The 26,490-nt window shown below is 60.4% G+C and carries 29 protein-coding genes and 1 riboswitch; of the genes, 20 read left to right on the top strand and 9 right to left on the bottom strand.

Annotated features, from left to right (window positions below; all coding sequences use genetic code 11):
• Positions 1 to 18 precede the first annotated feature (18 nt).
• Positions 19 to 558: an RDD family protein gene (locus ASG47_RS01975; RefSeq protein WP_210168430.1), complete on the bottom strand. Its 540-nt coding sequence runs from the start codon at positions 556 to 558 to the stop codon at positions 19 to 21.
• A gap of 92 nt (positions 559 to 650) precedes the next feature.
• On the opposite strand from ASG47_RS01975, the gene ASG47_RS01970 reads away from it, so the two are divergent.
• Entirely contained in the window at positions 651 to 1,448 is a 798-nt protein-coding gene (locus tag ASG47_RS01970) for a class I SAM-dependent methyltransferase (RefSeq protein ID WP_061907276.1), read from the top strand.
• Positions 1,449 to 1,561: 113 nt separating this feature from the next.
• Entirely contained in the window at positions 1,562 to 2,500 is a 939-nt protein-coding gene (locus ASG47_RS01965) for a DMT family transporter (RefSeq protein ID WP_061907275.1), read from the top strand.
• On the opposite strand, the gene hemB is transcribed toward ASG47_RS01965, so the two are convergent.
• Positions 2,497 to 3,510: a porphobilinogen synthase gene (gene hemB, locus ASG47_RS01960; RefSeq protein WP_061907043.1), complete on the bottom strand. Its 1,014-nt coding sequence runs from the start codon at positions 3,508 to 3,510 to the stop codon at positions 2,497 to 2,499. The genes ASG47_RS01965 and hemB overlap by 4 nt on opposite strands.
• A 201-nt stretch (positions 3,511 to 3,711) precedes the next feature.
• Here hemB and ASG47_RS01955 point away from each other — a divergent pair, with 201 nt between their 5' ends.
• The 4 genes from ASG47_RS01955 to ASG47_RS01940 all read left to right on the top strand — a co-directional run bounded on the left by ASG47_RS01955 (position 3,712) and on the right by ASG47_RS01940 (position 7,023).
• Complete coding sequence (locus ASG47_RS01955; RefSeq protein ID WP_061907042.1) at positions 3,712 to 4,101, top strand: hypothetical protein; 390 nt, start codon at positions 3,712 to 3,714, stop codon at positions 4,099 to 4,101.
• Between the two features lie 339 nt (positions 4,102 to 4,440).
• Positions 4,441 to 4,950 carry a transcriptional regulator LdtR gene (ldtR, locus tag ASG47_RS01950; RefSeq protein ID WP_061907041.1) on the top strand — a complete coding sequence of 170 codons (510 nt, stop codon included), beginning with the start codon at positions 4,441 to 4,443 and terminating at the stop codon, positions 4,948 to 4,950.
• 385 nt (positions 4,951 to 5,335) lie between these two features.
• Complete coding sequence (locus ASG47_RS01945; RefSeq protein WP_162236104.1) at positions 5,336 to 6,544, top strand: L,D-transpeptidase family protein; 1,209 nt, start codon at positions 5,336 to 5,338, stop codon at positions 6,542 to 6,544.
• Positions 6,545 to 6,810: 266 nt separating this feature from the next.
• Entirely contained in the window at positions 6,811 to 7,023 is a 213-nt protein-coding gene (locus ASG47_RS01940; RefSeq protein ID WP_061907039.1) for a DUF6898 family protein, read from the top strand.
• Between the two features lie 30 nt (positions 7,024 to 7,053).
• Here the strand turns inward: ASG47_RS01940 and ASG47_RS01935 are convergent, their stop codons facing one another.
• Positions 7,054 to 7,509, bottom strand: coding sequence for a BA14K family protein (locus tag ASG47_RS01935; protein ID WP_061907038.1), 456 nt, complete (start codon positions 7,507 to 7,509; stop codon positions 7,054 to 7,056).
• A gap of 160 nt (positions 7,510 to 7,669) precedes the next feature.
• Positions 7,670 to 7,753: riboswitch (ZMP/ZTP riboswitch) on the top strand.
• A gap of 120 nt (positions 7,754 to 7,873) precedes the next feature.
• Between ASG47_RS01935 and glyA the strand changes: the two genes are divergently transcribed.
• From glyA to ASG47_RS01905, 6 genes are all read left to right on the top strand, one after another.
• Positions 7,874 to 9,172, top strand: a complete 1,299-nt coding sequence (gene glyA, locus ASG47_RS01930) for a serine hydroxymethyltransferase (RefSeq protein WP_061907037.1) — start codon at positions 7,874 to 7,876, stop codon at positions 9,170 to 9,172.
• Between the two features lie 63 nt (positions 9,173 to 9,235).
• On the top strand, positions 9,236 to 9,715 hold the full coding sequence (gene nrdR, locus ASG47_RS01925) for a transcriptional regulator NrdR (protein WP_061907036.1): 480 nt from the start codon (positions 9,236 to 9,238) through the stop codon (positions 9,713 to 9,715).
• Positions 9,716 to 9,795: 80 nt separating this feature from the next.
• Entirely contained in the window at positions 9,796 to 10,269 is a 474-nt protein-coding gene (gene ribH / locus ASG47_RS01920; protein WP_061907274.1) for a 6,7-dimethyl-8-ribityllumazine synthase, read from the top strand.
• A gap of 1 nt (position 10,270) precedes the next feature.
• The gene (gene nusB / locus ASG47_RS01915) at positions 10,271 to 10,765 is read left to right on the top strand and encodes a transcription antitermination factor NusB (protein ID WP_061907035.1); all 495 of its coding nucleotides are present in this window, start codon (positions 10,271 to 10,273) and stop codon (positions 10,763 to 10,765) included.
• A gap of 47 nt (positions 10,766 to 10,812) precedes the next feature.
• Positions 10,813 to 11,298, top strand: coding sequence for a hypothetical protein (locus tag ASG47_RS01910; RefSeq protein ID WP_156463944.1), 486 nt, complete (start codon positions 10,813 to 10,815; stop codon positions 11,296 to 11,298).
• A 50-nt stretch (positions 11,299 to 11,348) separates the two neighbouring features.
• A complete protein-coding gene (locus ASG47_RS01905; RefSeq protein ID WP_061907033.1) occupies positions 11,349 to 13,160 on the top strand; it encodes a hypothetical protein in 1,812 nt (603 codons plus the stop codon).
• Between the two features lie 110 nt (positions 13,161 to 13,270).
• On the opposite strand, the gene ASG47_RS01900 is transcribed toward ASG47_RS01905, so the two are convergent.
• Positions 13,271 to 13,720, bottom strand: a complete 450-nt coding sequence (locus ASG47_RS01900) for an outer membrane protein assembly factor BamE (protein ID WP_061907032.1) — start codon at positions 13,718 to 13,720, stop codon at positions 13,271 to 13,273.
• 162 nt (positions 13,721 to 13,882) lie between these two features.
• Between ASG47_RS01900 and ASG47_RS01895 the strand changes: the two genes are divergently transcribed.
• The 8 genes from ASG47_RS01895 to ASG47_RS01860 all read left to right on the top strand — a co-directional run bounded on the left by ASG47_RS01895 (position 13,883) and on the right by ASG47_RS01860 (position 20,131).
• Positions 13,883 to 14,407: a ubiquinol-cytochrome C chaperone family protein gene (locus ASG47_RS01895; RefSeq protein WP_082511529.1), complete on the top strand. Its 525-nt coding sequence runs from the start codon at positions 13,883 to 13,885 to the stop codon at positions 14,405 to 14,407.
• Positions 14,404 to 14,949, top strand: coding sequence for a YceD family protein (locus ASG47_RS01890; protein ID WP_061907030.1), 546 nt, complete (start codon positions 14,404 to 14,406; stop codon positions 14,947 to 14,949). The genes ASG47_RS01895 and ASG47_RS01890 overlap by 4 nt, the downstream gene beginning before the upstream one ends.
• A gap of 82 nt (positions 14,950 to 15,031) precedes the next feature.
• Entirely contained in the window at positions 15,032 to 16,102 is a 1,071-nt protein-coding gene (plsX, locus tag ASG47_RS01885; RefSeq protein ID WP_061907029.1) for a phosphate acyltransferase PlsX, read from the top strand.
• Positions 16,099 to 17,076: a beta-ketoacyl-ACP synthase III gene (locus tag ASG47_RS01880; protein WP_061907028.1), complete on the top strand. Its 978-nt coding sequence runs from the start codon at positions 16,099 to 16,101 to the stop codon at positions 17,074 to 17,076. The genes plsX and ASG47_RS01880 overlap by 4 nt, the downstream gene beginning before the upstream one ends.
• A gap of 200 nt (positions 17,077 to 17,276) precedes the next feature.
• Complete coding sequence (locus tag ASG47_RS01875; protein ID WP_061907027.1) at positions 17,277 to 17,588, top strand: integration host factor subunit alpha; 312 nt, start codon at positions 17,277 to 17,279, stop codon at positions 17,586 to 17,588.
• Between the two features lie 27 nt (positions 17,589 to 17,615).
• Positions 17,616 to 18,071, top strand: coding sequence for a MerR family transcriptional regulator (locus tag ASG47_RS01870; protein ID WP_061907026.1), 456 nt, complete (start codon positions 17,616 to 17,618; stop codon positions 18,069 to 18,071).
• Between the two features lie 434 nt (positions 18,072 to 18,505).
• On the top strand, positions 18,506 to 19,543 hold the full coding sequence (gene iolG / locus ASG47_RS01865) for an inositol 2-dehydrogenase (protein ID WP_061907025.1): 1,038 nt from the start codon (positions 18,506 to 18,508) through the stop codon (positions 19,541 to 19,543).
• Positions 19,544 to 19,663: 120 nt separating this feature from the next.
• On the top strand, positions 19,664 to 20,131 hold the full coding sequence (locus ASG47_RS01860) for a hypothetical protein (RefSeq protein ID WP_061907024.1): 468 nt from the start codon (positions 19,664 to 19,666) through the stop codon (positions 20,129 to 20,131).
• 102 nt (positions 20,132 to 20,233) lie between these two features.
• Here ASG47_RS01860 and iolB read toward each other — a convergent pair whose 3' ends face one another.
• The 5 genes from iolB to ASG47_RS01835 form a co-directional block, all read right to left on the bottom strand.
• A complete protein-coding gene (gene iolB / locus ASG47_RS01855; RefSeq protein WP_061907023.1) occupies positions 20,234 to 21,034 on the bottom strand; it encodes a 5-deoxy-glucuronate isomerase in 801 nt (266 codons plus the stop codon).
• Positions 20,979 to 21,230, bottom strand: a complete 252-nt coding sequence (locus ASG47_RS01850; protein ID WP_061907022.1) for a hypothetical protein — start codon at positions 21,228 to 21,230, stop codon at positions 20,979 to 20,981. Before ASG47_RS01850 ends, iolB begins: the two co-directional genes overlap by 56 nt.
• A 39-nt stretch (positions 21,231 to 21,269) precedes the next feature.
• On the bottom strand, positions 21,270 to 22,187 hold the full coding sequence (gene iolE / locus ASG47_RS01845; protein WP_061907021.1) for a myo-inosose-2 dehydratase: 918 nt from the start codon (positions 22,185 to 22,187) through the stop codon (positions 21,270 to 21,272).
• A 278-nt stretch (positions 22,188 to 22,465) separates the two neighbouring features.
• Positions 22,466 to 24,313, bottom strand: a complete 1,848-nt coding sequence (gene iolD / locus ASG47_RS01840) for a 3D-(3,5/4)-trihydroxycyclohexane-1,2-dione acylhydrolase (decyclizing) (RefSeq protein ID WP_061907020.1) — start codon at positions 24,311 to 24,313, stop codon at positions 22,466 to 22,468.
• Positions 24,314 to 24,525: 212 nt separating this feature from the next.
• The gene (locus ASG47_RS01835; RefSeq protein ID WP_061907019.1) at positions 24,526 to 26,442 is read right to left on the bottom strand and encodes a bifunctional 5-dehydro-2-deoxygluconokinase/5-dehydro-2-deoxyphosphogluconate aldolase; all 1,917 of its coding nucleotides are present in this window, start codon (positions 26,440 to 26,442) and stop codon (positions 24,526 to 24,528) included.
• Positions 26,443 to 26,490: the final 48 nt, after the last annotated feature.

Genomic DNA, 26,490 nt, shown 5'->3' with positions numbered 1-26,490 from the left:
GCAGCCGCCTCGCAATGTTCACGAAAAGGCCGTGCCTCTCGCACCGCCCCAACGCCGCACCATGGGCGATCGACGCACCATCAGCGTGCCGACGACCAGGTCATGGATCATCTGCCGCCGGGGCGTGAAAAGCGCAAACAGCAGCGAAATAGGCCAGGAAATCCAGAAGCTTACCCAAAAGAGCAGCGCGTGGAAAATAGCCATCCAGCCATCGAGTGGCTGCCCCCGCGTCGGCGTCAAAACGATATCCATCATCTGCATGCCGACGGTCGCTCGTCGCGATGACCCGAGCGTTGCAGCATAATAAAGCACGATGGCGCCGGGAATCACCGCCGGCAAGGCGATCCAGGCCAGCCCCAGCGTGAAGAAGCCAAGCACCCCGCCAATCATCAGCGCCGCCAGCACCAGCGCCCCCATGATCATCAGGTCGATGAAGTAAGCCATGACGCGTCGCGTCAGCACGCCTTCGAACAATTCGGGGGCATTTGCGGGGTCTGGGAGATAGGGGCGAACATGGTCCTGGGTCATGGTCCAGAAATTGTCACGCCTGCGCCGCAATGCAAGACCCAAGGCACAGAAAAGGAACCGCCTCCGCCAAGGGTGACATGCTCGCCCGAGCATCCTATCCTTTCAAAAACGAGGAGGGCGCGATGAGCCAGATCACCCAAGGCATGGATCGCCAATATTCCGACAGCGAAAAGCTGGCCGCCCGCGCTCGCCTCTCCGGTGGCTTCAGCAAAGCGGAGGTCCCATGGTTCACCTGGGTTGCCCAACATGTTTCGGTCTCTACCGGCGCCAAAATCCTCGACATTGGCTGCGGCCCAGCCTGGTTCTGGCAGGAGGCCGTGTCGGTGCTCCCAAATGGCCTCGATGTGACACTGTTCGATCAATCCCCCGGCATGGTGGCCGAAGCCGAAACCCGCTGCCGCGCGCTACCCTTCGCGAGCATCTCCACCCAGGTCGGTGACGCCACAAGCCTGCCCTTTGCCGATGAAAGCTGTGATGCTCTCATCGCCATGCACATGCTCTACCATGTGAAAGACCAAGCCGCCGCCATCGCCGAGTTCCATCGCGTCCTCAAACCAGGCGGGACGCTCCTCGTCACCACCAATGGCCGCAACAACATGGCCGAACTCTATGCCCTGACCACCGTCTTTGGCAGCGCCCCGCACGATCCCGCTGGCGACGCCTTCGGCCTCGACCGCGCCGAGCATCTTCTGAAAGCCCAGTTCGGCAATGCCGAGCTCAAGATCTACCCTGCGACCATGCGCGTCACTGATCCCGAAGTCGTCTACCTCGCCATGACTTCATATCCGCCCGGCGATACCGCGCCGCCCGATCAGCAAGCCGCCTTCCGCGCTGCAATTCATTCCGCGTTCGACGCCGGCAACGGTGCCGTCGACGTCACCAAGGAAGTCGGCCTGGTCGTTAGCCGCAAAGCAGCTTAGGCCCTGCCTGTCAGCAAGATTACCGCTAGGCTTGGCGGGGCACGGTGCTTATTGTCGACCCAATCCCGCCATTTGCGAGTCGCCCCCTTGCGCTCGCCGCCCCGGACCAAACCATGTCGACCACTTCTGCGTCCCCCGCGCCGCTGACCGATCAGCCATTGCGCGGCCTTGCCCTGATCATCGGGGCAACGATGCTTTTCGCCCTCAACGACACGACCAACAAACTGCTGGTCACTGAATATAACGTGCCGCTGGTCACGGCCATTCGCTACATCACTCATACACTTCTGATGCTGGCTATCGTCGCGCCGTTCCGCGGCCGGCAGATGGTGAAAACCACGCGCACCGGTCTCGTCCTCATCCGCGGTGCCTGCCTCGCGGTGGCGTCTCTCCTGATGGGCTTTGCGCTGCAACGCATGCCGGTCCCCGAGACGACGGCGATCGTTTACATCATTCCCGTTCTAGTCATCCTGCTCTCCGGCCCGATCCTTCATGAAAAGGTTGGGTCCGCTGCCTGGCTCGCAGCAGCGCTCGGCTTTGGTGGCGTGATGCTCATCGCGCGTCCCGGCGGCGGGCTTGATCCGCTCGGCGTTGCCTTTGCGCTCGGCAATGTCGTCGTGTCGGTCGCCTACAACATGCTGTCGCGCGTCCTCGCCCGCACCGAGCGCACCATCACCATGCTGTTTTATACAGCGCTGATCGGCGCCATCGCCTTCGGTATCCTTCTCCCCTGGACACTCTATGGCGTTGCGCCCACGCAATTGCAGATCGTGCTCTTCCTCAGCCTCGGCGTGTCCGCCTGGCTGGGCCATTATCTCTTTACGCAGTCCTATCGCTATGCACCCGCCGCCATTCTCGCGCCGATGAACTATCTGCACTTGGGCTGGGCAACGCTGCTCGGCTGGCTTGTCTTCGGCCACGCCCCGGATTCGATCGCGCTGATCGGCATCGCGTTCGTTGCCTGCGGTGGCGTCGTCAGCGCGACCATGGCGCGCCGCCGCAGCCCGCGCGCCAAGGAAGAAGTTGCAGCCGCGCCGGAAGAGTCGGTTTAGCGCCCAAGCTTTCGCGCCATTTCGAGCGCATAATAGGTGAGGATGCCGTTGGCGCCGGCGCGCTTGAACGCCCAAAGGCTTTCGAGCACTGCCGCGTCGCGGTTGATTGCGCCGGCCGCCCCAGCCAGCTCGATCATCGCATATTCCCCGCTCACCTGATAAACGTAGATCGGCACGTTGAAGGCGTCCTTTGTCCGCCGCACGATATCGAGATAGGGCAGGCCCGGCTTGATCATGACGCTGTCGGCGCCCTCGGCGATATCCTGCTCGATCTCGCGCAGCGCCTCGTCCGAATTGGCATAGTCCATCTGATAAGTAAGCTTATCGCCGCGCAATCGGCTTCCCGATCCAACGGCTTCGCGGAATGGCCCATAATAGCAGGACGCATATTTGGCCGCATATGACATGATCTGCACGTCCTCGAAGCCATTGGCATCAAGCGCAGTGCGGATAGCGGAAACGCGCCCATCCATCATGTCGGATGGCGCGATGATATCGGCGCCCGCCTTGGCCTGCACCAGCGCCGATTTGACCATCGCCGCCACGGTCTCATCGTTGAGGACATGACCGTCCCGCACCAGACCATCCTGGCCGTCGCTCGAATATTCGTCGAGCGCCACATCGGCAATCAGCCCGATCTCGGGCACAGCGGACTTGATCGCCGTCAGCGCCCGGCACATCAGATTGTCCGGATTATAGGCCTCGGCCCCATTCTCGCTGCGCAGGTGATCTGGCGTATTGGGGAAAATCGCCAGCGCTGGAATGCCTGCATCGCGTGCGGCCTTCGCCGCCTCAACCAGGAGATCGATCGAAAGCCGCTCCACGCCTGGCATGGTCTTGATCTGCGTCCGCTCGTTCTGCCCCTCGATCGCAAAGAGCGGCCAGATCAGGTCACGCGGCAAGAGCTCCGTCTCGCGCATCATGTTCCGGCTCCACTCCGTCCGCCGCAACCGCCGCGGCCTGCGGCCTGCGAGGAAGGACATATCGTGTTTGGGCCAGCTTTCGCTCATTCTTTCATTCCTTGCTACGTGATTGCGGCATCCACCGGACCCAACCGAATTCGCACTAGCGAATTCGGTGACACCTCCGCCTTGATGGGGGCGGCTGGGAGGGGGCAACAATCACTTTGGCTTTGGGCGTCATAACAGTCGGAGTGATCGCCTCCAAGCCGCCGCTTGTCGCAGCCCCGTCCCATGGCATAGTAAGAAGCCATGTCGTTCAAGTCACCCCAACTCGGTCTTTATCTCCGCATCACCGCACTCCTCAGCCTCGCTCTGGGGCTCAGCGATGCCGGGCGCCTTCTCGGCATCAACTCTGGTGCGACCAGCCCCGTCGCCGTCCTTGGCTCATCGGGCTTTGTATTTCTCGCGATCTTTTCGCTCTCGCGCCTTTTCGCGGGCGTTGGGCTCTGGCTCAAGGCTAGTTGGGGCGCCGTGCTTCTCGTTGGATCGACCACGGCCGAACTCGCGCTTTATCTCGCCGGCAATGGCGATATCCACATGTCCGCTCCAGGCTTTGCCGTCCGCGTCATACTGCTGGTCGCCATTCTCGTGATTTTTGCCCTCAGCTTCCGCTTCACCCGCGCCCAGGCAGCGGACTGAATCTTAGCCTGCCAATTCGGCTCAAATCGCTGGGATCACGGTAACCGTCCGAGGTGGCTGCGATGAGGCAAAGAGGGGCGCCTGATACGCGGCCCGTCTGCGCGAAGACCCTACTTCTGCCCAACGCGCTAACAGCCCCAACCCTGTGTCAAAGCCGTTTACGCCCCGGAAAGGTTACAACTTTATGCACCGGTGTGACGATCCGTTAAGCCAAATTCTCATTGCTTTCCAGTAAGATGACATTAAGCGTGCTGCTTAGGTGGATCTTAGTCCGGCCGTCGTAGTTTGGCCTCATGAGATGCGAAAAATCGCACGCAGATAAAAACAGTGAGGCAAAAAATGGCAATCAAGTCGAACGCAGCTGAGACCCTAGTTCCGAACCGTCCGGAAAGTCTGAAGCCCCTTTATCTCGAAGCCGTCTCCCGCGTGGAGCGTCTGCACCGCCGTCTGCTCGATCTGATCAAGGACGAGTTTGACCGTATGGGCTGGGATGATATCAACCCGGTCCAGGCGCTGCTGATGTTCAACATCGGCGATAGCGAATTGACCGCCGGCGAACTGCGTTCGCGCGGTTACTACCTCGGTTCGAACGTCTCCTACAATCTCAAGAAGCTGGTCGAAACCGGCTACATCTTCCAGGAACGTTCGCGGACCGATCGTCGCTCGGTCCGCATCCGCCTCACCCCCAAGGGCGAGGAAGTCGCGGAAGTCATCGACGAACTCTATGATCGTCACCTCAAGTCCATCGACAAGGTCGGTGGGCTCGGCGACGAAGAGTTCGACAACCTCAATAAGGCACTGGCCCGTCTAGAGCGCTTCTGGGTCGACCAGATCCTCTACAAGCTCTGATCCGGTAGCCGTCCGAAGCGATTTGCCTCCGTCACCGCCTCAAAGCGCGGGGCGGGGCAGGGCGCCACAGAATCAAGAAAATAGCATGCGGGTGTAGGTATGTGTTGCCTCCACGCCACACTCTTTGCAGAGACGCCGGCCGCAAGCCGGCGTTTTCTTATTTGTGCCGCAAACCGGGCGCAGCGATTTTTGCTGGTTTTAAACCATTTTTCGCTAATTCAAGGTTGAGCCGAGCGTGGTTCACAAGGCGTTGAGAGCCGTTGTGTAATCCGCCTCAGCAGTGATATCGCGCCATAACGTGGCGAGCGACTTTTTCTGAGGTACCGATATGCGGGTAAATCGACGTTCCTTTCTTCAATCCATGACATTCGTTGGCGCGTCCGCAGTGCTGCCGACTTTGGCACGGGCGCAGGAAAGCGAGTCGATGTGGGGCATGTTCTCGCGCGATCGCGTGTTGGGCGACGCTGCCAAGGGCGGGGCAACCGCCGCTGCCGAAGCCCTCATTTCGACAAACGAGCCGATCCTGTCGTTCGACACGGTCTACAACCTGCAGCTCGCCATCTCGCAATACGAGCCATTCGTCGCAGCCGGCGGCTGGGAAGAGATCCCGCAGGAAGCCTATGGCCTCAACTTCGGTAAGTCTTCGCGCGCCGCCGTTGCCCTCAAGCGTCGTTTGATTTCTTCGGGCGATATGGCGCTCGTTGAAAACGTCAACGACGTCTTCGATGAACAGACCGATGCTGGCGTCCGCGCTTTCCAGGCCCGCCATGGTCTCGTCGTAACCGGCCAGGTCGACGAAGCCACTTGGTACGCAATGTCCGTGCCGGCTCAGCAGCGCCTGCAGCAGCTTTACCTCAACTACACGCGCGTCCAGAGCATGGCCGCGAACCTCAACCCGCGCTATGTTGTCGTCAACATTCCGGCTGCGACCATCGAAGCGGTGAATGACGGCATGGTCGAGCAGCGCCACACCGCGGTGGTCGGCCGCGTCGAGCGCGCCACCCCGATCATGGCGAGCAAGATCAGCCAGATCAACTTCAACCCCTATTGGCATGTGCCCAAGTCGCTGGTCCGTCAGGACCTGACCAAGTACATGATGGAAAACCCCAACTACCTGACTGAACAGAACATTTTCATTTATGACGGCTCGGGTCAGAAGGTTGATCCCTCGACGATCAACTGGGCTGCCATCACCGATCAGCAGGTGAATTACATGTATCGCCAGGAACCTGGCGCGGCCAATTCCATGGGTCACTGCAAGATCAATTTCTACAATCCCTACGATTGCTACCTGCACGACACCCCGTCCAAGGCCCTCTTCGGCGAAAACGCTCGTTTCCACTCTTCCGGCTGCGTTCGCGTCGATGGCGTCAATCAGTTGGTCAATTGGCTGCTGCGCGACAATGGCGATTGGGACCAGACCAAGGTCGACTCGACCTTTGAAGCGCTTGAACGTCTCGACGTCGAGTGCAAGGCCCGCGTGCCGATTCACACGACCTATATCACCGCCTGGGCCAACCGTCAGGGCACCGTCAGCTTCCGCGACGACGTCTACAAGTTCGACGAGCAGGGCAAAGTGAGCTTTGATGCGTAAGCGTTAAGCCCTTAAAATACGAAAAATCCCCGCGAAAGCGGGGATTTTTGTTTTTGAGTATTCTCCCCTCATTCTCGGCGTCATTCCCGCGAAAGCGGGAATCTTTGGTCCCGTAGATGGATTCCCGCTTTCGCGGGAATGACGCCGTAGGTGGGCGGAGGGAGTTGATGCTGATCGATGATCATCGATGCGGCCAGCCGGTCCCATCTATTCCGACTCCCCCGCCTGAAAATCCCTGCTAAACTCCATCCATCAATGGAGGTCCCATGGCGGGCGAGGTTCTCTTCGAATTTGTGCAGATGGGGCAGGTGATGCGTGTCGCCGCCATCGACGAAGAAACCGGCACGGAAGTTTTCGTCATCACGCCGGTCAACGCTGCCCGCATTCACATGGAACGCTTGGCCCTCGCAAAGCTTCGGCGGAAACTCGGTGAAACCGAGCCCCCGCCGCCGCCGCGTTCATCAGGACGTTATGCCTGAGACCACAAAGGTCTCGGCGCTACTCTGAAATCAAAGACGGCACTGGTGGCGGATGCCATCATAGCCGAGATAGGTATTGGTCCGCTCATCATAGGATTTATAGCGGGCGTAGCACGCATTGACGTTGCCGCCGCCATTACCTTCGCGATAGACGACCACGTCGCCGCGATTATTGTTGGCCGCGCCATTGGCAATGATCGAGCCAAGCGCTGCACCAAAAGCGATCCCGAAGATGCCGGCCGAGATATTGTCGATCGACGAGCGGCGGGTATTGTAGAAATTATAGTAGTCGCGATCGTCCCAACCACCATTGTAGAAGCCGCGGCAATCGCGGTCCCATGGGTTGCGGTCGCAATAGGTCTCAACGACCTGATAGCGCTGGCCAAAGCTTAGATTGACCGATTGCGCCTGCGTCGGGGCAGCGGCGCTCAGCATCGCCATGCCACCCAGGGCCACACCACTCACGATACGTGCAAGGTTCATCATTTCTCAACTCCCGGGCCGCAGCCCACAAGATCCTTGCGCAAACAATGTCGAGACCTGTCGACTGGTTGCGAGATGCCTAAATAATGAACACCTCATATGTGCTTTCACCCAGTTGAGTGACGCGCCCTCTTTTCCCCGGCGCCCATTTGCGGCATAAGGGTGCCGTTCGCGCGACTGGCGAGAAAAGGTGGGCAACCACCGGGGAACGCGAACCTCTGTGAAGCCGCTCGCCTGGGCACCCATCCGCGATCAAGGGAGCCCCCATGCACCCGATTCCGTCTGTCCGTCCTTTTATTTGCGCCATTCGACGTGATATGGGCACCGCCATGCCGGCCAACCTGATCCTTTTTGAGGAAGTCTTCCCATGAGCGCTGCAACGTCAACTCCGCTCTTTCCGCATTTCTTCTCTGCCGCAGTGGCCGAGACGGATCCCGATCTCGCACGGGCCATCCAGGACGAACTGGGTCGCCAGCAGAACGAAATCGAGCTGATCGCTTCGGAAAACATCGTCTCGCAGGCTGTGCTCGAAGCTCAGGGTTCGGTGCTGACCAACAAGTATGCCGAAGGCTATCCCGGCAAGCGCTACTATGGCGGCTGCCAATATGTCGACGTTGCCGAAACCCTCGCGATCGAGCGCGCCAAGCAGCTCTTCGGCGTTGCATTCGCCAACGTCCAGCCCAATTCCGGCTCCCAGGCTAACCAGGGTGTTTACCAGGCCCTGATCCAGCCGGGTGATACCATCCTCGGCATGTCGCTCGACGCCGGTGGTCACTTGACCCATGGCGCCAAGCCCAACCAGTCCGGCAAGTGGTTCAACGCCATCCAATATGGCCTCCGCAAGCAGGATGGTCGCGTGGATATGGACCAGGTCCGACAGCTCGCGCGCGAGCACAAGCCCAAGATGATCGTCGCCGGTTTCTCGGCCTATTCGCGCGTCATGGATTGGGCCGAGTTCCGCCAGATCGCTGACGAAGTCGGCGCAATCCTGTTCGTCGATATGGCCCACGTGGCCGGTCTCGTTGCCGGCGGCGCTTATCCGAGCCCGTTCCCCCATGCGCATGTCGCATCGACCACCACCCACAAGACCCTCCGTGGTCCGCGTGGCGGCCTGATCCTTACCAACGATGAAGACATCGCCAAGAAGATCAATTCGGCCATTTTCCCGGGCATCCAGGGCGGCCCGCTGATGCATGTCATCGCGGCCAAGGCCGTGGCCTTCAAGGAAGCGCTCCAGCCTGAGTTCAAGCAATACGCTGCTCAGGTCGTTGCCAATGCTCAGGTTCTTGCCGAAACCCTCGTCAAGGGCGGCGTCGATATCGTTTCGGGCGGCACCGACAATCATCTAATGCTGGTCGATCTCCGTCCCAAGGGCCTCACCGGCAAGGCGACCGAAAATGCCCTCGGCCGCGCGCATATCACCTGCAACAAGAATGCCGTGCCTTTCGATCCGGAAAAGCCGGCGATCACCTCGGGCATCCGCCTCGGCACTCCGGCGGGCACGACGCGCGGGTTTGGCACGGCCGAGTTCCAGACCATTGGCGAGCTGATCATCGAAGTGCTCGATGGCCTTAAGACCAATGGCGACGACAACAATGGTGCCGTCGAAGCCGAAGTCCGCGCCAAGGTAAAAGCCCTGACCGACCGCTTCCCGATCTACGGGTAAAACACCCTTCGTCATTCCCGCGCAAGCGGGAACCCTTCTTTGCCATGAGAGGACATAGAGCCAATGCGCTGCCCCTATTGTGGCAATGACGATACCCAGGTGAAGGATAGCCGCCCGACTGAAGATTCGGGCGCTATCCGCCGTCGCCGCGTGTGCAATGCCTGCGGCGGCCGCTTCACCACATTCGAGCGCGTGCAGTTGCGCGATCTGACCGTGGTCAAGAAAACCGGCCGAAAAGTCCCCTTCGATCGCGAAAAACTCACCCGCTCGGTCAATACAGCGCTGCGCAAACGCTCCGTCGATCCCGAACGCGTCGAGCGCATGATTTCGGGCATCGTCCGCCAGCTCGAAAGCCTTGGCGATGTGGAAATCACCTCGGATCAGATCGGCGAATATGTCATGGAGGGGCTCAAGGGGCTCGATGACGTCGCCTTCGTTCGCTTTGCTTCGGTCTACAAGAACTTTGCCGGTCCCGACGATTTCCGGGATTTCCTTGCTACCCTCGATGCCGACGCCAATACGCCGCCTCCCGAAGATGATTGAGTTCCCCACCGGAGTCCTGCAGTTGCGCGGACTCGCCCGGGGGACTAAGGGATTGGCTGGCAAGTTTTAGGATGACGGCAATGGATTCTTACGGCGAACGTTTCCCCATCGAGGCCAATGCCGCAGTTGGGCTCCACTTCCTCATCGTCGAGGGTAGGGCTTATCCCGGCATTGCCGATGAAATGAAGTCGGGTGCCGTTGCTGCGCTGACCGCCGCTGGCGCGACCTACGACGTCATTGCCGTCCCCGGCGCCATGGAAGTTCCGGTGGGCGTCGCCATGGCGCTCGAAACCGAACGATATGACGGCTTCGTCGCCCTCGGCTGTGTCATCCGCGGCCAGTCCAATCATTACGTCGCTGTTGCCAGCGAGAGCATTCGTGCGCTGGCCGAATTGGCCGTCGTCGATGCATTGCCTCTCGGCATCGGCATTCTTACCGTCGAGAATGAAGGTCAGGCCTGGGCCCGCGCCCGCACCAATGATGGCGACCGTGGCGGCGATGCTGCCCGCGCCGCCCTCGCTCTCGCCGCTCTCAAGGCAAAGTTGAACGCATAGTATGAACGACACGCAGAAGCCCGTACCCCAGACCGCACGCAGCGCCAATCAGCGCGGTGCTGCACGCCTTGCCGCCGTGCAGGCGCTTTATCAAATGGATGTGGGCCGCCAGACGCTTGAAGATACGCTCGCCCAGTTCGGCGCCTTCCATCTCGGCCGCGAGATCGAAGGCGAGCAATATCTCCCGGCCGACGCAGATTTTTTCAGCCAGATCGTTCGTGGCGTTACCAAAAATCAGCTCGAAATCGACCCCGCTATCGATACGGCTCTGGCTGACGATTGGCCGATGGAGCGCATAGACTCGACGCTCCGCGCCATCCTCCGCGCCGCTGCCTTCGAGCTGCTTCGCCGCCGCGATATCCCGCCCCGCGTCGTCATCACCGAATATGTCGATGTTGCCCGCGCTTTCTTCGAAGAAGACGCCTCAGGCATGGTCAACGCCGCCCTCGATTCAATCGCCCGCACTGCCGGCGTCGATATGGAAAAGAAGGCCTGAGCCCTTTCCGCACAGTGCTCCACGCGGCTGCCCTTGCACTCGCAACTATGGCGTTGACCTATGCTGTGCAGGCGGAGGCGCCGTGTCCGGTACAATACGCGCTGGCGAGCACGGCATCGGAGAGCGTTGGCGTCATCGTCGAGTGCAGCGCGAAGAACGCTAAGCTTGCAGCCGAAGACATTGTGCTGTCTCCCGACGTCGCATTTTCGCTCGGCGTAACTGAAGGTGACAGCGTGAATCTGCTCTCTCCGGAAGGACCGGACACCCCGCTCGGCTCGTTCCCAGTGCAAAAAGCCTTCACTGTTGTTTCAGCGCCGTCGAGCCCGGTATCGCCAAACACGGTCGTTGTCTCAAGAGCCGCTTTCCAAGAGCTCTTCGGCGAAGCGGCTCGCCAAAGTAATCCCCGTGAGCTCGCTAGCCGCATTCAATGCACCAACTGGTTACTTAGCCTTGACGTTTCCGTCTGGCTGATGGAATGTTTGTTCCGCGATCTACGATTGTGGAATTTGCATATCATCACCAAGAGCGGCTGAGCCTTCGGTACAATAATAAACGCCGGCCTCCGCTCATTGAGGAGGACATCATGAATCGCCGTTTTTTCCTGGGTGCCGCGGCGGCGCTCGGCACGCAGGCCGTTGCCCAGTCCCGCTGGCTCGCGGGCTCCGCCATCACCCTTGGTCTTACAGGAACCGCCATGTCAGCCGAAGCCGATACCGCTAGTCTCGCTCTTCTTACCAAATCCGCGGACGACCAGGTCCAAAAGACCATCGAAGGCCAGCCCCAGGCGATGACCGGTTCCCCACGCGGCTTGACGCGCCAGGTTCGCCGCCTCGTCACGCCCTTTGTCTGGGCGGACTCGAAATACCACCACGACGAATCCCTGCTCCCCCACATCCGCCAGGCGCTCGAAAAGCTCAGCCAGGCGCAGCATGACGATGGCACCTTCAGCGTCGGCAATCGCCATTCCCCGCCCGATACCGGCTTCCTCATCGAAGATTTCGGTCTCATGGTCTCGCTGCTTGAGGCTGATGATCACGCCGATAGCGCCGCCATCGCTGACACGATCCGCGCCATCCTGACCAAGGCCGGCCCAGGCCTCGCGACCGGCGGCGTCCACACGCCCAATCACCGCTGGAAAATCTGCGCCGCCCTCGCGCGCATCAGCCACGTCACCGGCGATAAATCCTACCTAGCCCGCATCGACGAATGGCTCGCCGAAGGCATGGATATCGACGAAGACGGCATCTATTCCGAGCGCAGCCCGATCTACTATTCCGAGGTCACCAATCCCTCGCTGCTCGTCGTTGCCCACGTCCTCGATCGGCCAGAACTTCTCGATTATGTCCGCAAAAATCTCGAACTCTCGATCGAGCACGCTGACCGGAACGGCGAAATCGAAGCCGTTCACTCCCGCCGCCAGGATCAGCATCAGCAGGGCACCAATCTAAAATCCTTCTACGTCCAGTTCCGCGAACTGGCTCTCCTCGATACCAATGGCCGTTTTGCTGCCATGGCCCGCCTTATCGAAGAAAAATTCGCCCCTGAACTCGGCGATTATCTTGGCGATCTCATCGAACGTCCCGAACTCGCCGCAGCCCTCCCGGCCAGCGAGGAAGCCCTCGTCGATTTCAAGAAACACTACAATACCGCAGGCCTCGTCCGCATCCGCCGCGGCAAAATTACCGCCTCCGCCTTCGGCGGCAGTGATTGGTATGTGAACGGGCAAGAGAGCAAGTACTTCAACACTGTCGGCTCTGGCCTCTCGACAAACCCCACATTTTTCCGCGCCACAAACGGCGCTGCAATCCTCGACGCCGTGCGCCTCGTGCCCAACTTCTTCTCCATGGGCCATTTCCGCTCCAACGGCATCGGCTACGACAACGGCGCCATCACGCTCGGCAATGAGCTCAAGGTCCCTTACTACCTTCCCATGCCCCCAGAGCGCCGCGATCCCGATGGCGTCTATGCGCTTTCGCGGTCCGTGGATGGCCGCTTCAATTCCATGCTCGATTTCGACAATCGCCCGGTCTCGACGCGCGATCTCAAGACCGACGTGGCCATCACTGAAACCGAAAATGGATTCGATCTCGCCTTCGACGTCTCGGGCGAAGAGGATGTCGAACTGACCTGGGAACTCACCTTCCGCGAAGGCGGCGAACTGTCAGGCGTCGAAGCACTCGAAGATGGCACCTTCCATCTGATCGAAGGGCAGGGGACCTACACCCTCGGCCAGGACAAGATCACCTTCGGCCCCGGCAATGGCAAAGGCCTCATCGAGGTGCGTCCCGGCGAACAATATAGCTGGACCAATGGCAGCCTGACCCTCAAAGGCCACGGCGTCTACATCACCGCCAAATCGCCGGTGACCTACACCCTCAACCTCGGTTTCGCCTGACCCTCCATTTGTTCCTCCCCCGACCAGGGGGAGGTTCGGTGGGTACCACCCAAAAACAAAAAGCCCCGACATCCACCGGGGCTTTTCCAATTCTGGAGATCCAAGAAAACTCAGAACGACTGTAGTATCTGGTCGATAAACGTGCGGTCTTCGCCGAAGGACGGCGTACGGCGGCTTTCGATTTCGACCGTCTTGCCGTCGGCTGCCGAATAGACTGCCTTGTCGACGACCTTCTTGTTCTTGTCGAAGTAGACCGCGAGCACCGTGCGCTCCATGCCGGTCGTCATGCCAAACGATGTCTGCTGCACCTTGGTCTGCACATAATACCAGGCGCTTTGATCGCCGAAGGTATTGGTCGACTGTGGCGAGCCGAGCACGAGCGTCACGAGCTCCTGGCTCTGGCCGACGCGGATCTGCTGCAGCGCGCTATCGGAAATCTCGTAGCCCTGGGTCCGCTTGGTCACGAGCGATGTGCTGCTCGTACAGGCCGCCAGGGTCACGGCCAGAAGGGCTGCAGCCGCGATCGGTGCGATGGGAGCGGAAGCAATACGCATGGGCATGAATTTGACTTTCCCGATGGCTCTCGACTATAGGCGTCTCAACAAGGCGCGTGCCCCTTGGCCGCCGGAATGTTTAGCTGTCAACTTGGCTCGGTGGCAAGCTGACATTGGGTTGGCGAACGATGCATGTGTTTGACCCATCCCGAGGCTGAGCGCAATCCCATGATCTTGTCTCTGTTCCGCAAAAACTCAGCCACAGATGCCGTTTACGGCGTCTATAATGCCATTGTGGCGCAATCCCGGCAGCCAGTCTTCTATGCCCAATGGGGTGTGCCCGATACGGTCACTGGCCGCTTCGATATGATCAGCCTCCACATGGCCCTGGCGTTCCGCCGCATGCGCGGCACGGAATCGACGCGTCAGTTCAGCCAGGCTGTGTTTGATCTCTTCTTCAAGGATATGGACCGCTCGCTGCGCGAAATGGGCGTGGGCGATCTCGGAGTCCCAAAACGTATTCAGAAGATGGGCAATCTCTTTTTTGGCCTTCTTGCTGCCATCAATGAAGCGATGGATCGCAACGATCGGGAGGCGCTCGCCGGTGTCCTCTCGCGCAATCTTTTCGAAGGCGCGGACCTCGAACACGCCCGCATCCTCGCCGACTATATGTTCGAGCAGGACCAGACCCTCGCCGACCAGCAGCCTGCCGATATTTCGGCCGGAAACATCACTTTCGGACCCGCCGCATGAAAGACCAGCCGGAACCGCTTTTTGACGCTATCGTCCGCATCGACAAACTCCCCGCCTCCGGGCGCTCGGTGAGCGTTGATGCCGATGCATCTACGCGAGAAAAAATCGCGAGGGATATGAAGCTGACCTCGGTCGAAAGGTTCGTCGCCGAATTGACCGTCGTGCCTTTGCGCGGTGGCCTTCGCGCCCAAGGCTGGCTGAAAGCCCGCATTACGCAGCCCTCGGTCGTCACCTTTGAGCCGATCAGCCAGGATATCGACGAAGAAGTCGATCGCGTCTTCCTGCCCGTTCCGCATGGCCATCAGGCGCCTGCGCCCGGCTCGGAAGTCTTCATCGATCTTGAAGACGATGATTTCCCTGACCATATCGATGGTCCCGAGGTCGATCTCTCGGCGCTGCTCCTTGAAATACTTGCTCTCGCCATCGATCCCTATCCCCGGCGCGAAGGCGAAGATCTCAATGCGCTCGGACCAATTGGTGATGACGAAGAAAGCGGTCCTTTTGCTGCGCTCGCCAAGCTCAAGGACCAGGACAAGAGTTGAACCTTTCCCGGCGGGGCTTGCACCGACCCCCTGATGGGATATGTTGTCATGCCTGCCCAAGCGGGCCGAAAAACGGGCTGAAATGACCGATACTATAACGATTTCCGTGGATGCCATGGGCGGCGACCACGCTCCGCGCGCAGTCATCCATGGGGCCGATCTGGCCCTTCGCGAGCGTAAAAACACCCGCTTCATCTTCCATGGGCGCAAGGAGCAGATCGATCCGCTCCTCGAAGAATTTCCCAAGCTCAAGGCTGCATGCACTGTCCGTCATTGCGAAGCCGTCATCGCCATGGACGAAAAGCCCAGCCAGGCTTTGCGCAAGGGCAAGAACGTCTCGTCCATGTGGATGGCCATCCAGGCCGTGAAGGATGGCGAGGCCGATGTCGCCATTTCGGGCGGCAATACCGGCGCGCTGATGGCGATGGCGACCTTCTGCCTCCGCCCCATGGAAGGCATTTCCCGTCCAGGCATCGCCGCCATCTGGCCGACCACCCGCAGCGACATCATCGTGCTCGATATGGGCGCCACCATTGGTGCCGACGCCCGCCAGCTCGTCGATTACGCCATTCTCGGTTCGGCACTCGCCCGCGCGCTGTTTGATTCCGAGTCGCCGACCGTTGGCCTTCTTAATATCGGCACGGAAGAGGCCAAGGGTCTCGACTATATCAAGGATGCCGGCAAGATCCTGAGCCAGGCCAGCGGCGCCGGCTTCACCTATCATGGCTTTGTCGAGGGCACCGATATCGGCAAGGGCACGGTCGATGTCGTCGTCACCGAAGGTTTTGTCGGCAATGTCGCGCTCAAGACCGCCGAAGGCACCGCCCGGCAGGTCGCGTCCTATTTGCGCTCGGCACTCAAGGCCAATTGGGTCAGCATGCTCGGCGCATTTTTCGCCTCGTCCGCGCTCAATGCTCTGCGCCGCAAGATGGACCCGCGTACCGTCAATGGTGGCGTCTTCATGGGCCTCAACGGCATCGTCATAAAATCGCATGGCGGCACGGATGAAGTGGGCTACAAGAGTGCTCTCAACCTTGCCTATGAAATGGCGCGCAGCCGCCTGATCGACAAGATCAGCGACACCATGCAGCGCTTCCCTGTCACTGTAGCGGCTCCCGAGCCGTCTTCCGATTCCGAGGCCAAGTCCGCGTGACCAGAGTTCGTTCCATTGTGCGCGGGGTCGGTAGCTACCTGCCCCAAAACGTCGTCACCAATGCCGAATTGGCCAAGACCGTCGATACGTCGGACGAGTGGATCCAGCAGCGCGTCGGCATCAAGGAGCGCCACATCGCTGCCGAAGGCGAGTTCACGTCAGATCTAGCGGTTGCCGCGGCCAAGGCCGCGCTCGACAATGCCGGCCTCACGCCCGAAGACATCGACCTCATCATTGTCGCGACAACAACGCCCGATTACACTTTTCCGGCGGCTGCTACGCTCGTGCAGATGAAGCTTGGCATGCACCATGGCTTCGCCTTCGATATCCAGGCAGTCTGCTCCGGCTTTGTATATGCGGTTACGACGGCCGATAGCTACATCAAGAATGGCCTCGCCAAGCGCGCCCTCGTCATAGGCGCCGAGACCTTCACCCGCCTCCTCGATTGGACCGATCGCACCACCTGCGTGCTCTTCGGCGATGGCGCCGGTGCCATGATTCTCGAGCGTGCCGAACTGGCCGAAGGCGAGCCGGAGCGCGGCATCATCGCCTCCGCTCTCCGCTCCGATGGACACCATTGGGATAAGCTCTATGTCGATGGCGGCCCGTCCTCTACAGGCACGGCTGGCCATGTCCATATGCAGGGCCCAGAAGTCTTCCGCCACGCCGTCGGCAAGATCACCGACGTCGTCTATGCGACGCTCGAACAGAGCGGCCATACCGTCGCCGATCTCGATTGGTTCGTGCCGCACCAGGCCAACAAGCGCATCATCGATGGGGCAGGGGCCAAGCTCGGCCTGCCGCCCGAAAAGGTCGTCACCACGGTCGATATTCACGCCAATACATCTGCCGCTTCCGTGCCGCTCGCCTTGAGCGTCGCGGTCGCCGACGGGCGCATCAAGGCGGGCGATCTCGTCATGCTCGAAGCCATGGGTGGCGGTTTTACTTGGGGAGCCTCGCTCATTCGCTGGTAGTCGGCGATTGAGCCGATTGACCTCAACCGTTTCAAGGCGTTAGTCTCCGTCCTGGGTGGAGGAGCCCGACGCAATGGCCATCCGGAGCATCGCGTCGATCGAGGGAAGGTTTCCAGCCGGTTTGCACTGCTAACTGGCGACAGTGGAATAAAAAACCAGTACGCTGGCTTGGAAATCAATTCTGAACCACGGGGGTGCGAATGACGCAGAAGACGGTAACGCGGGCCGATCTTGCCGAGGCTGTTTATGGCACTGTGGGTCTGTCGCGAACCGAGTCGGCCGAATTGGTCGAACGCGTTCTAGAACTCATCACAGATGCGCTGATCACCGGCGCTAATGTCAAACTCTCATCCTTTGGATCATTCCAGGTTCGCTCCAAAAACGAGCGGATCGGCCGCAATCCGAAGACCGGCGAGGAAGTGCCCATTTCCCCCCGGCAGGTTCTTGTGTTCAAACCCAGCAATGTGTTGAAGTCAAAAATCAACAAGTCTATGGTTGCCGCTGAAAAGTAAGGCTTTCTTACTCGAGGGGCGACCGGTTTGGACAAGTCTCCAGACGCATTCCGGACGATATCTGAAGCCGCGGAAGAGCTCGATCTTCCTCAGCATGTCCTGCGATTCTGGGAAACGCGCTTCGCCACCATCAAGCCGCTCAAGCGCGGTGGCGGCCGCCGCTATTACCGCCCCGAAGACGTCATGCTGCTGCGCGGCATCCGTCATCTCCTTTACGATCAAGGCTTTACCATCAAGGGCGTCCAAAAGATCCTCAAGGATCAGGGCCCGCGCTATGTCATCGCCGTCGGCGAAGGCAAGGGCCTCGACGAGATCATCCCCCTCATCGAAGAAGCGCAGGCCGCCGCCGACGAAGCCGAGATCGAAGAAGCCGTCATGACGGCCGACCCCGCCCTCGACGAAGAATCGCGCGAAAAACTCTCCGAAGTTTTGCGCGAACTTTTAGAATGCAAACGCATCCTCGAGCGGGCGCGCGAGCACTAGTTTCTTAGAAGCCGAGGCACTCACAACGTCATCCCCGCGAAAGCGGGGATCTCTGTTTTGCTAATCCTGCTCCGTAATGGTGAGGTACTTGCGCAGCATGCCTCGAACCGCTAGGTCATGGCACCATCCTCACCTCTCCCTCTGAGGGATAGGTCGCCTCAAAGCGGCGGGTGAGGGGGCCTGCCCGCCAGCAAGCACGACGGCATGGCGTGGTCTTTTGGACCCTTGGCCCGACCTTCCACCCCGTCGTCACTACCCGGTCTGTCCGGGTAGTCCATGCGCGGCGATATGGATTGCTAGGCCAAACTCGGCAAAGACAAAATCCGAAGTGCCATGAGTGCACAAACCCCAGCATGATGACCTAGAATTCTCATTCCATCCGCACCAAAAATCGCCTATTCATTCCACAACAATTTCCGGGTGGAGGTACCCTCATGACCGTTCGTTTTGGCCTTCTCGGCGCCGGCCGCATTGGCAAGGTTCACGCCAAGGCCATTGGCTCCAATCCCAAGGCGAAACTCGTCGCCGTCGCCGATCCAATGGCTGACGCCGCCAACGCCATCGCCAGCCAATATGGCGCCGAAGTCCGCACGATCGATACGATCCTGACCTCGGCTGACATTGACGCCGTCGTCGTCTGCACCCCCACCGACACCCACGCCGACCTGATCGAACGCTTTGCCCGCGCCGGCAAAGCCATATTCTGCGAAAAGCCGGTCGACCTCGACATCGGGCGCGTCAAGGCCTGCATCCGCGTCGTCGACGAAACCGCCGCGACGCTCATGGTCGGCTTCAACCGCCGCTTCGATCCGCACTTTCAGGCCGTCAAACAAGCCATCGACGAAGGCCAGATTGGCGATGTCGAAATGGTCACCATCATCTCGCGCGATCCCGGCGCGCCGGGCGTCGAATACATCAAGCGCTCCGGCGGCATTTTCCGCGATATGACCATCCATGACTTCGACATGGCCCGCTTCCTCCTCGGCGAAGAAATCGACACCGTCACCGCCCAGGCCTCGGTCCTCGTTGACCCCGCCATCGGCACCGCCGGCGATTTCGACAGCGCCTCGGTCATGCTCTCCACGGCTTCCGGCAAGCACGCCACGATCTCGAACTCCCGCCGCGCCACCTACGGCTACGATCAGCGCATCGAAGTCCACGGCTCCAAGGGCGCCGTCGCGGCAGAAAATCAGCGCCCGGTCTCCATCGAAATCGCCAACGGCAACGGCTACACCCGCCCGCCGCTGCACGACTTCTTCATGACCCGCTACACCGAAGCCTATGCTCGTGAAATCAGCAGCTTCATCGATTTCGTTGAATCGAAATCCCCAGCCTCGCCCAGCGGCACCGACGGCCTCATCGCCCTCGCTCTCGCCGACGCCGCCCTCAAATCCGTCAAAGAGGGCAGGGCCGTAAAAGTCAGCGAAATCACCGGCGTGATGGCCGACAAATCCGTCTTCCAGGGCCGCTGAGCCTCAGCCATCCACCCCGGCGAAAGCCGGGGCCCATCCTCAGGTCTATAAAATAAAAGGGCGCCACCACGGCGCCCTTTTTTCGTTTAGTCTAGTCCGAGCCCAAACACCGATGGCACAATGAAATTCCTCTCCCTGCTAACCGGTCTCCTGCTCATGTCCCCCAACGCCCAAAGCGCCGAACCCCATTCGGTCTTCACCCTCCGCGGCACCTGCCAGAGTTTTCTGGTCGGCACCGAAAACCTCACCAGCCTCTGCGCCGGCGAAGTCATGCAAGTGGTCTACAGCGACAGCCGCATGGACCTGTCCATCTGGACCGACGACCCCTCCGGCCGCTTCTTCGTCCTCAGCGGCACAGCCAGCGCCGAGAACGGCAATCTCGCGCTCGCCGTGGATCAGATCACCGAAGGCAAGGACGGCAGTGGCAACAACAATGTCGAGATCAAAGCCTCAGGAAAATGCACGCTCGCCGGCGACCCCACCGCCGGCCCCGCGCAATACACCTGCGAAGCCACCGACGACACCGACAAAACCTACAAGTTCGCCTTGCTCACCGACGGCGCACCGCCGGAAAATATGCTCGATTAGCACTTCGCGGCGTCAAGCTCGAACGCCTCAACTCCATCGTCACCACCGGGAACTGGATTGCCCGGACAAGCCGGGCAATGACGGAGTGGAAGGCTACAAACCCTACTTCAGCATCCACTCATGCTCTGGCGCATTGTGGAATTTCCACACCCGCTTTGGCCCGGCCATCACATTGAGATAATAGAGATCATACCCCGCCGTCGTCGCCACCGGATGATATCCCCGCGGCACCAGCGTGACATCGCCATCCTCCACCGCCATCGCTTCATCGAGGCTCCGGTCATCGGTATAGACCCGCTGAAACGCAAACCCCTGCGGCGGGTTCATGCGATGATAATAGGTCTCTTCCAGAAAACTCTCGTGCGGAAGATTGTCCTGGTCGTGCTTGTGCGGCGGATAGGACGATGTATTGCCCTGCGGCGTGATCACCTCGACCACCAGCAGCGCATTGGCCGAGCCATCATCCTCGGGCATGATATTGTACACATGCCTGATATTGGCGCCCTTGCCACGGCTCAGCCGCGGATGCGTCCCCGGCGGGATGACCTTGGTATGGAAATCCCCGCCGCCCGGCGCCGAGCACACAGCCAGTTCCAGGTCAGTCGTCGCATCGACTGCCCAGTCGCGCCCCGCCGGCACATAGAGCGCCCATGGCGCCCCTTCGAACGGGCTCATCCGCTCCCCAAGCTCGCCAAAATCCTCGCCATCGACGGCAAAGCGCCCCTTGCCGGAAACGACCACTAGGCAAACCTCGCGCTCGCCCGTCGCTTCGCCATAGGCCTCGCCCGGCTTGAGCCGATGTAGCCCGAAGCCGACATGCGTCCAGCCAGCCGAAGCCGGCGTCACATCATGGATCTTGCCGCTCGTCGCCGTCGACCGGACCAGCAGGGGGGATTTGCTCATTTTTTGGCTGCTCCTTGGGGAAGGCATAGAAGAAATTCCAGAGCGAATAGGCGAGCGCAGCGCCTACCAGCACGATCCAGAGTGTCTCCTTGGTCCAGATCGCCTCCCAGGCTAGCCAGATCGCCAGAAACACCACGATGGCAACCCGGCGCCAAAGCGGCCGGAACCAGTTGAGATCGTTTTCTTTCAGAGCCATGCGCCAATCCTTCTTCGTTGGCGCATGGTCTAGCAAAACTCACGCGTTCGGAAAACCTTGCGTCTCGACGGTGTAACCCGCCGCCGTCATCACGCGCATCAGTTCCTTGTGGCCCACCTGCGCCATTTTCAGCGGCGGATTGGCCTTCGGGTCCTGTTCGGCTTCGACCACAAACCAACCCTCATAGCCATGATCGGCCAGCCGCTGCACGATGGCGCCAAAATCGAGCGACCCATCACCCGGCACGGTAAAAGCACCAAGCGCCACGGCATCAAGGAAACTTTGCTTTGTTCGATCAAGCCCATCGACCACAGCGCGCCGAATATCCTTCACATGAACATGGTTGATCCGCGCATGATGCTTATCAATCGCCCTTAGCGGATCGCCCCCTGCAAAAGCCAGGTGCCCCGCATCGAGCAACAGCGGAATGCCCGCGCCCGAAACCGCCATAAACGCATCGAGTTCCGCCTCGGTCTCGACCACAGCCGCCATATGGTGATGATAGCTCAGTGGCATGCCCTGCTCGGCGCACCATTCGCCAAATTCGGTCACCTTGCGCCCATAAGCCTTCATCTCGTCATCCGAGAGCTTCGGCTTCTGCGCCAGCGGAATCTCCCGCTTGCCCTGCACCGATCGGCCGACCTCTCCATAAACGATGCAAGGCGCGTTGACCGCCTTGAACAGCTCGATCATCGGCAGAATGCGGTCCTTGTTGGCCGCCAGCTCTTCCTCGACCAGCGTCCCCGAAAACCATCCGCCACACAGCGTCACGTCAGCCGCGCGCAGGATCGGCAGCATCACCTCCGGATCATCCGGAAACCGCCGCCCCTTCTCCATCCCGGTAAACCCAGCCGACCGCGATTGCCGCAGGCACTCTTCGAGCGACACATCATCGCTCAACTCCACCAGATCGTCGTTCCACCACGCGATCGGCGACATCCCAAGCTTGGCTTTCATTCTTTTGGTCTCTCCCGCGCCGTCGCGCCAATCTCGCCCCACCCACCGCTCTTCCCTCGCCCCTTGCGGGAGAGGGACTGGAAATCTGCGTTCAGCAGATTTCCAGGGTGAGGGGTTCTATCCTCCGCAGAGGGGTCTGTGGATCACTCGGCCACCCCCTCATCCGGCGCTACGCGCCACCTTCTCCCCGAAGGGGAGAAGAATAGTCCGGCCCCTCTTATTCCTCTCCCCATCGGCGAGAGGTGGCTCGGCGAAGCCGAGTCGGTGAGGGGGATGCCTCACCCAATCCGCTGCGCCATCAGCGCCTTCACATACCCCTCACGCGCCGCATTCACCGCGCCGCGCTCACTAACCTCTGGCACCGCCACATCCCACCAGGTCCCCCCAGCATCCGTGGTGATCAACGGATCGGTATCAATCACAATCACCGTAGTCCGCTCGACATCCGCCGTCTCGACCAGCGCCGCTTCCAGCTCAGCGATCGACCCGACCTTGCGGCTCACCGCCCCCATCGCCGCTGCATGCGCCGCAAAGTCGATGCCCGGCAGCGTCACGTGATGCGTATCCCTAAGCAGGTTGTTAAAATTCGCCCCGCCCGTGGCCATCTGCAGCCGGTTGATGCAGCCGTAGCCCGCATTATCCAGCAGCACGATCGTCAGCTTGGCGCCCAGCATGATCGACGAAACGATCTCCGAGTTCAGCATCATATAGCTGCCATCGCCGACCATCACGACCACGTCGTCCTCGGGCCGCGCCAGCTTCACGCCAAGCCCGCCGGCAATCTCGTAGCCCATGGTCGAAAAACCATATTCGAGATGATAGCTGCCCGGCGCACCCGCCTTCCAGAGCTTGTGCAACTCGCCAGGCAACCCGCCCGCCGCACACACCAGCGTCGCCTTCTGCCGCGCCCGCTGCACTGCTCCGATCACCTGCGCGTCCGACGGCAATTCCACATTGGTCGGCCCGGTCGCGGCGTCAGCATCCAGCAGCCATTTGTCCTTTTCCCGCATGGCCTTATGCGTCCAATCGGAATCAACCTGCCATCCCATCAGCGCCGCATCCAGCGCTTCAAGTCCTACACGAGCATCCGATACCAGCGGCAGCGCCTCATGCTTCCCTGCATCAAACGGCTGCACATTGAGTCCGATAATCTTGAGATCTTCGTTCTTGAACAGGGACCACGACCCAGTGGTAAAATCCTGCAACCGCGTGCCGACAGCCAGCACCACATCAGCCTCTCCAGCCAAAATGTTTGACGCTGACGATCCCGTCACACCCACGCTGCCCATGTTCAGTTCATGCGCATGGGGCAGGGCGCTCTTGCCCGCCTGCGTCTCCATAACGGGGATGCCATGCTCCTCGGCAAAAGCCATCAGGCTCTCGCTCGCTTCCGAATAAAGCACGCCGCCGCCCGCAATAATGACCGGCTTCTTCGCCAGCTTCAGCGTCGCCGCCGCCGTCGCAAATTCGTCCGCATCGGGCATGATCCGCCGCGGTACCCACACCTTCTCGGCAAAGAAACTCTCGGGATAGTCATAGGCTTCCGCCTGAACATCCTGGCAAAGGCTTAGGGTCACCGGCCCGCATTCGGCGGGATCGGTCAGCACCTGCATGGCCCGCCGCAGCGCCGGAATGATCTGCTCCGGCCGCGTGATCCGATCGAAATAGCGGCTGATGGGCTTAAAACAGTCATTGGCCGAAACCGTGCCGTCGCCCCAGTCTTCCACCTGTTGTAAAACAGGATCGGGCAGCCGATTGGCAAACACATCGCCCGGCAGCAGCAGCACCGGCAACCGGTTCACATGCGCCAGCGCTGCCGCCGTCACCATGTTCAGCGCGCCCGGCCCGATGGACGAAGTCACCGCCATGAACCGCCGCCGAAAGCTGGCTTTTGCATAGGCAATCGCCGCATGCGCCATGCCCTGTTCGTTCTGCCCGCGATAGGTTGGCAGCGTATCCTTCACGCCATAGAGCGCCTCGCCCACCCCGGCCACGTTCCCGTGCCCGAAAATGGCAAAAACGCCGCCAAAGATCGGCACCTTCTCCCCGTCAATGACAGTCTTCTGCGCGGTCATGAATCGCGCCACAGCCTGAGCCATCGTCAATCGAACAGTCTTCTGGCTCATGGCCACTCCTCGTATTCCCGGTGTCATTCCCGCGAAAGCGGGAACCTCCGTTTTATCTCTTAGGCCGGGGTCACCCCCTCCCATCCCCCCCCCATCAAGGGGGAGGTGCATATCGAGTTTGGGGCTAGACCTTGCAACACCCACCATCCAGACACCTCCCCCTTGATGGGGGAGGGCGGGAGGGGGTGGAGCCACAAGTACCGGCTTAGGAGCTAGGCCCCATCCCAAGCCTCAACCAATCCCGCAAACCGCTGCGCCATCATCGCCACGGCCTCATCATCACCGATCCGCCCATCTAGCCAGGCCCGCGCCGCATCAGCAAAAATCGTCCGCCCAACCGCGAAACCCTTCACCGATTTTGCTGCCTTCGCCGCCGCAAAGCCAGCGATCAACTGCTCCGCCGGCGCATCGAGCCCGAGCAGGACTACACCCCGGCAAAGCGGATCATGCGCTTCGATCGTGGCATCGATCTGGCGCCATGCCTCCGTGCTCGGCTGCGTCTCGAGCTTCCACCAGTCCGGCTTGATCCCAGCCTCATAAACCGCTTGCATCGACCGGGCCGCCGTATCGTCGTTCAGCGCGCCATTCTTGCTCGATATGATCTCAACCAGCAATTCCCGCCCGACTTTTCGCGCCGCATCATAAGCCGCGCGGAGCTTATCGATCTGCATGTCCCGCAGTTCCGCCGCATCGTCCGGATGATAGAAACACAGCACCTTTATGCAGTGATCCACCGGCCAATCCACCAGCCGCGATCCCAGGTCCTGCGAAAACTCAAACTGCAGCGGCCGCGAGCCCGGCAGTTCGATCGGCTTCGCCACCCAGAAATTAGGAATCGCGCTCGCCGCATAAAGCGCATCGCGCCCATATTTATCGTCCAGCAACATGCCAAAGCCGTCGCGCCCACCAGCCACCTGCGCCGCTGCCTTCACGGCCAGCACCTTGAACGCCGGAATGCGCTTGAGCTTTTCCGCGTCGCCCGCTGCCATCTCTTCGATCTGGAGCCGATGGTCGATTGCCAGCGCCTTCATGCTTGGGATTTCGCGCCGCCGCGTCGTCGCCCAGTGCACGTGATTGATCGCCTCATCCTTGCGCAGCGCGCGCTCCTTGCTGCCATGCTTGAGGAAGTAGTTGAGTTCGGTCCAGGTCGGAATTTCCGGCGCACACAGCAGCCGGCTCACCGCAAAGGCGCCGCAAGCATTGGCCCAGGTCGCGCTTGTCGCGTGCGGTTCCCCGCGCAGCCAGCCGCGCAAAAATCCGCTCATGAAAGCGTCGCCAGCCCCGAGCACGTTATAGACTTCGATTGGAAACCCTTTACCGACAATTCCGTCTTCGAGATCATCCGGAATAGCCCCGTCATAAACGATGCACCCCATCGGCCCGCGCTTGAGCACAATGGTCCCGCTCGAAAAGCTTCGAATGGTCTTCAGCGCCGCTGTCAGATCGCTCTCGCCCGACGCGATAAGCACTTCCTCTTCCGTCCCGACGATCAGATCGCAATCCGCCAAAACGGTCTGCATGTGCTTGGAGACTTCATCCGAAGCGATATAGCGGCTGTCGCCCGCATCATGCCCTGCCAGCCCCCAAAGATTAGGTCGATAGTCGATATCGAGGATAACCTTGGCGCCATTCGCCTTGGCAATCTTCATCGCCTTGCGCTGCGCAGCGTCTGTATTGGGCTTGGCAAAGTGCGTGCCGGTCACCAGCACCGCCTTGGCCGAGCGCACAAAATCCTCGTCGATGTCGCCTTCATCAAGCGCAGAATCGGCGCAGTTGTCGCGATAGAAAATCAGCGGAAACGAATTGTCATTCTCGACCGAAAGCAGCACCAGCGCCGTCAGCCGCTCGGGGTCGGTGACGACCCCCTTGGTCTCAACCCCTTCGCGCTGCAATTGCTCGCGAATAAAGCGCCCCATCTGCTCATTGCCAACCCGCGTGATCAGCGCCGATTTAAGCCCCAGCCGCGCCGTCCCGACCGAAATGTTAGTCGGGCATCCGCCGACGGATTTAGCGAAGCTACCGATATCCTCAAGTCGCGTGCCGATCTGCTGGCCATAGAGGTCCACCGAGGCGCGGCCAATGGTGATCACATCGAGCGTCTGTTGCGTGCTCACCGAAATTCCTCCCACGGCGGCTTATCGTTGGAGGAATTGAAACACATCTTCTAAATCAGATCA

The sequence above is a fragment of the Devosia sp. Leaf420 genome, from assembly GCF_001425445.1.
Taxonomy (GTDB): Bacteria; Pseudomonadota; Alphaproteobacteria; order Rhizobiales; family Devosiaceae; genus Devosia.
Note: the sequence above shows the minus strand (reverse complement) of the source record. Positions and strands in the feature narration are given on the sequence as shown.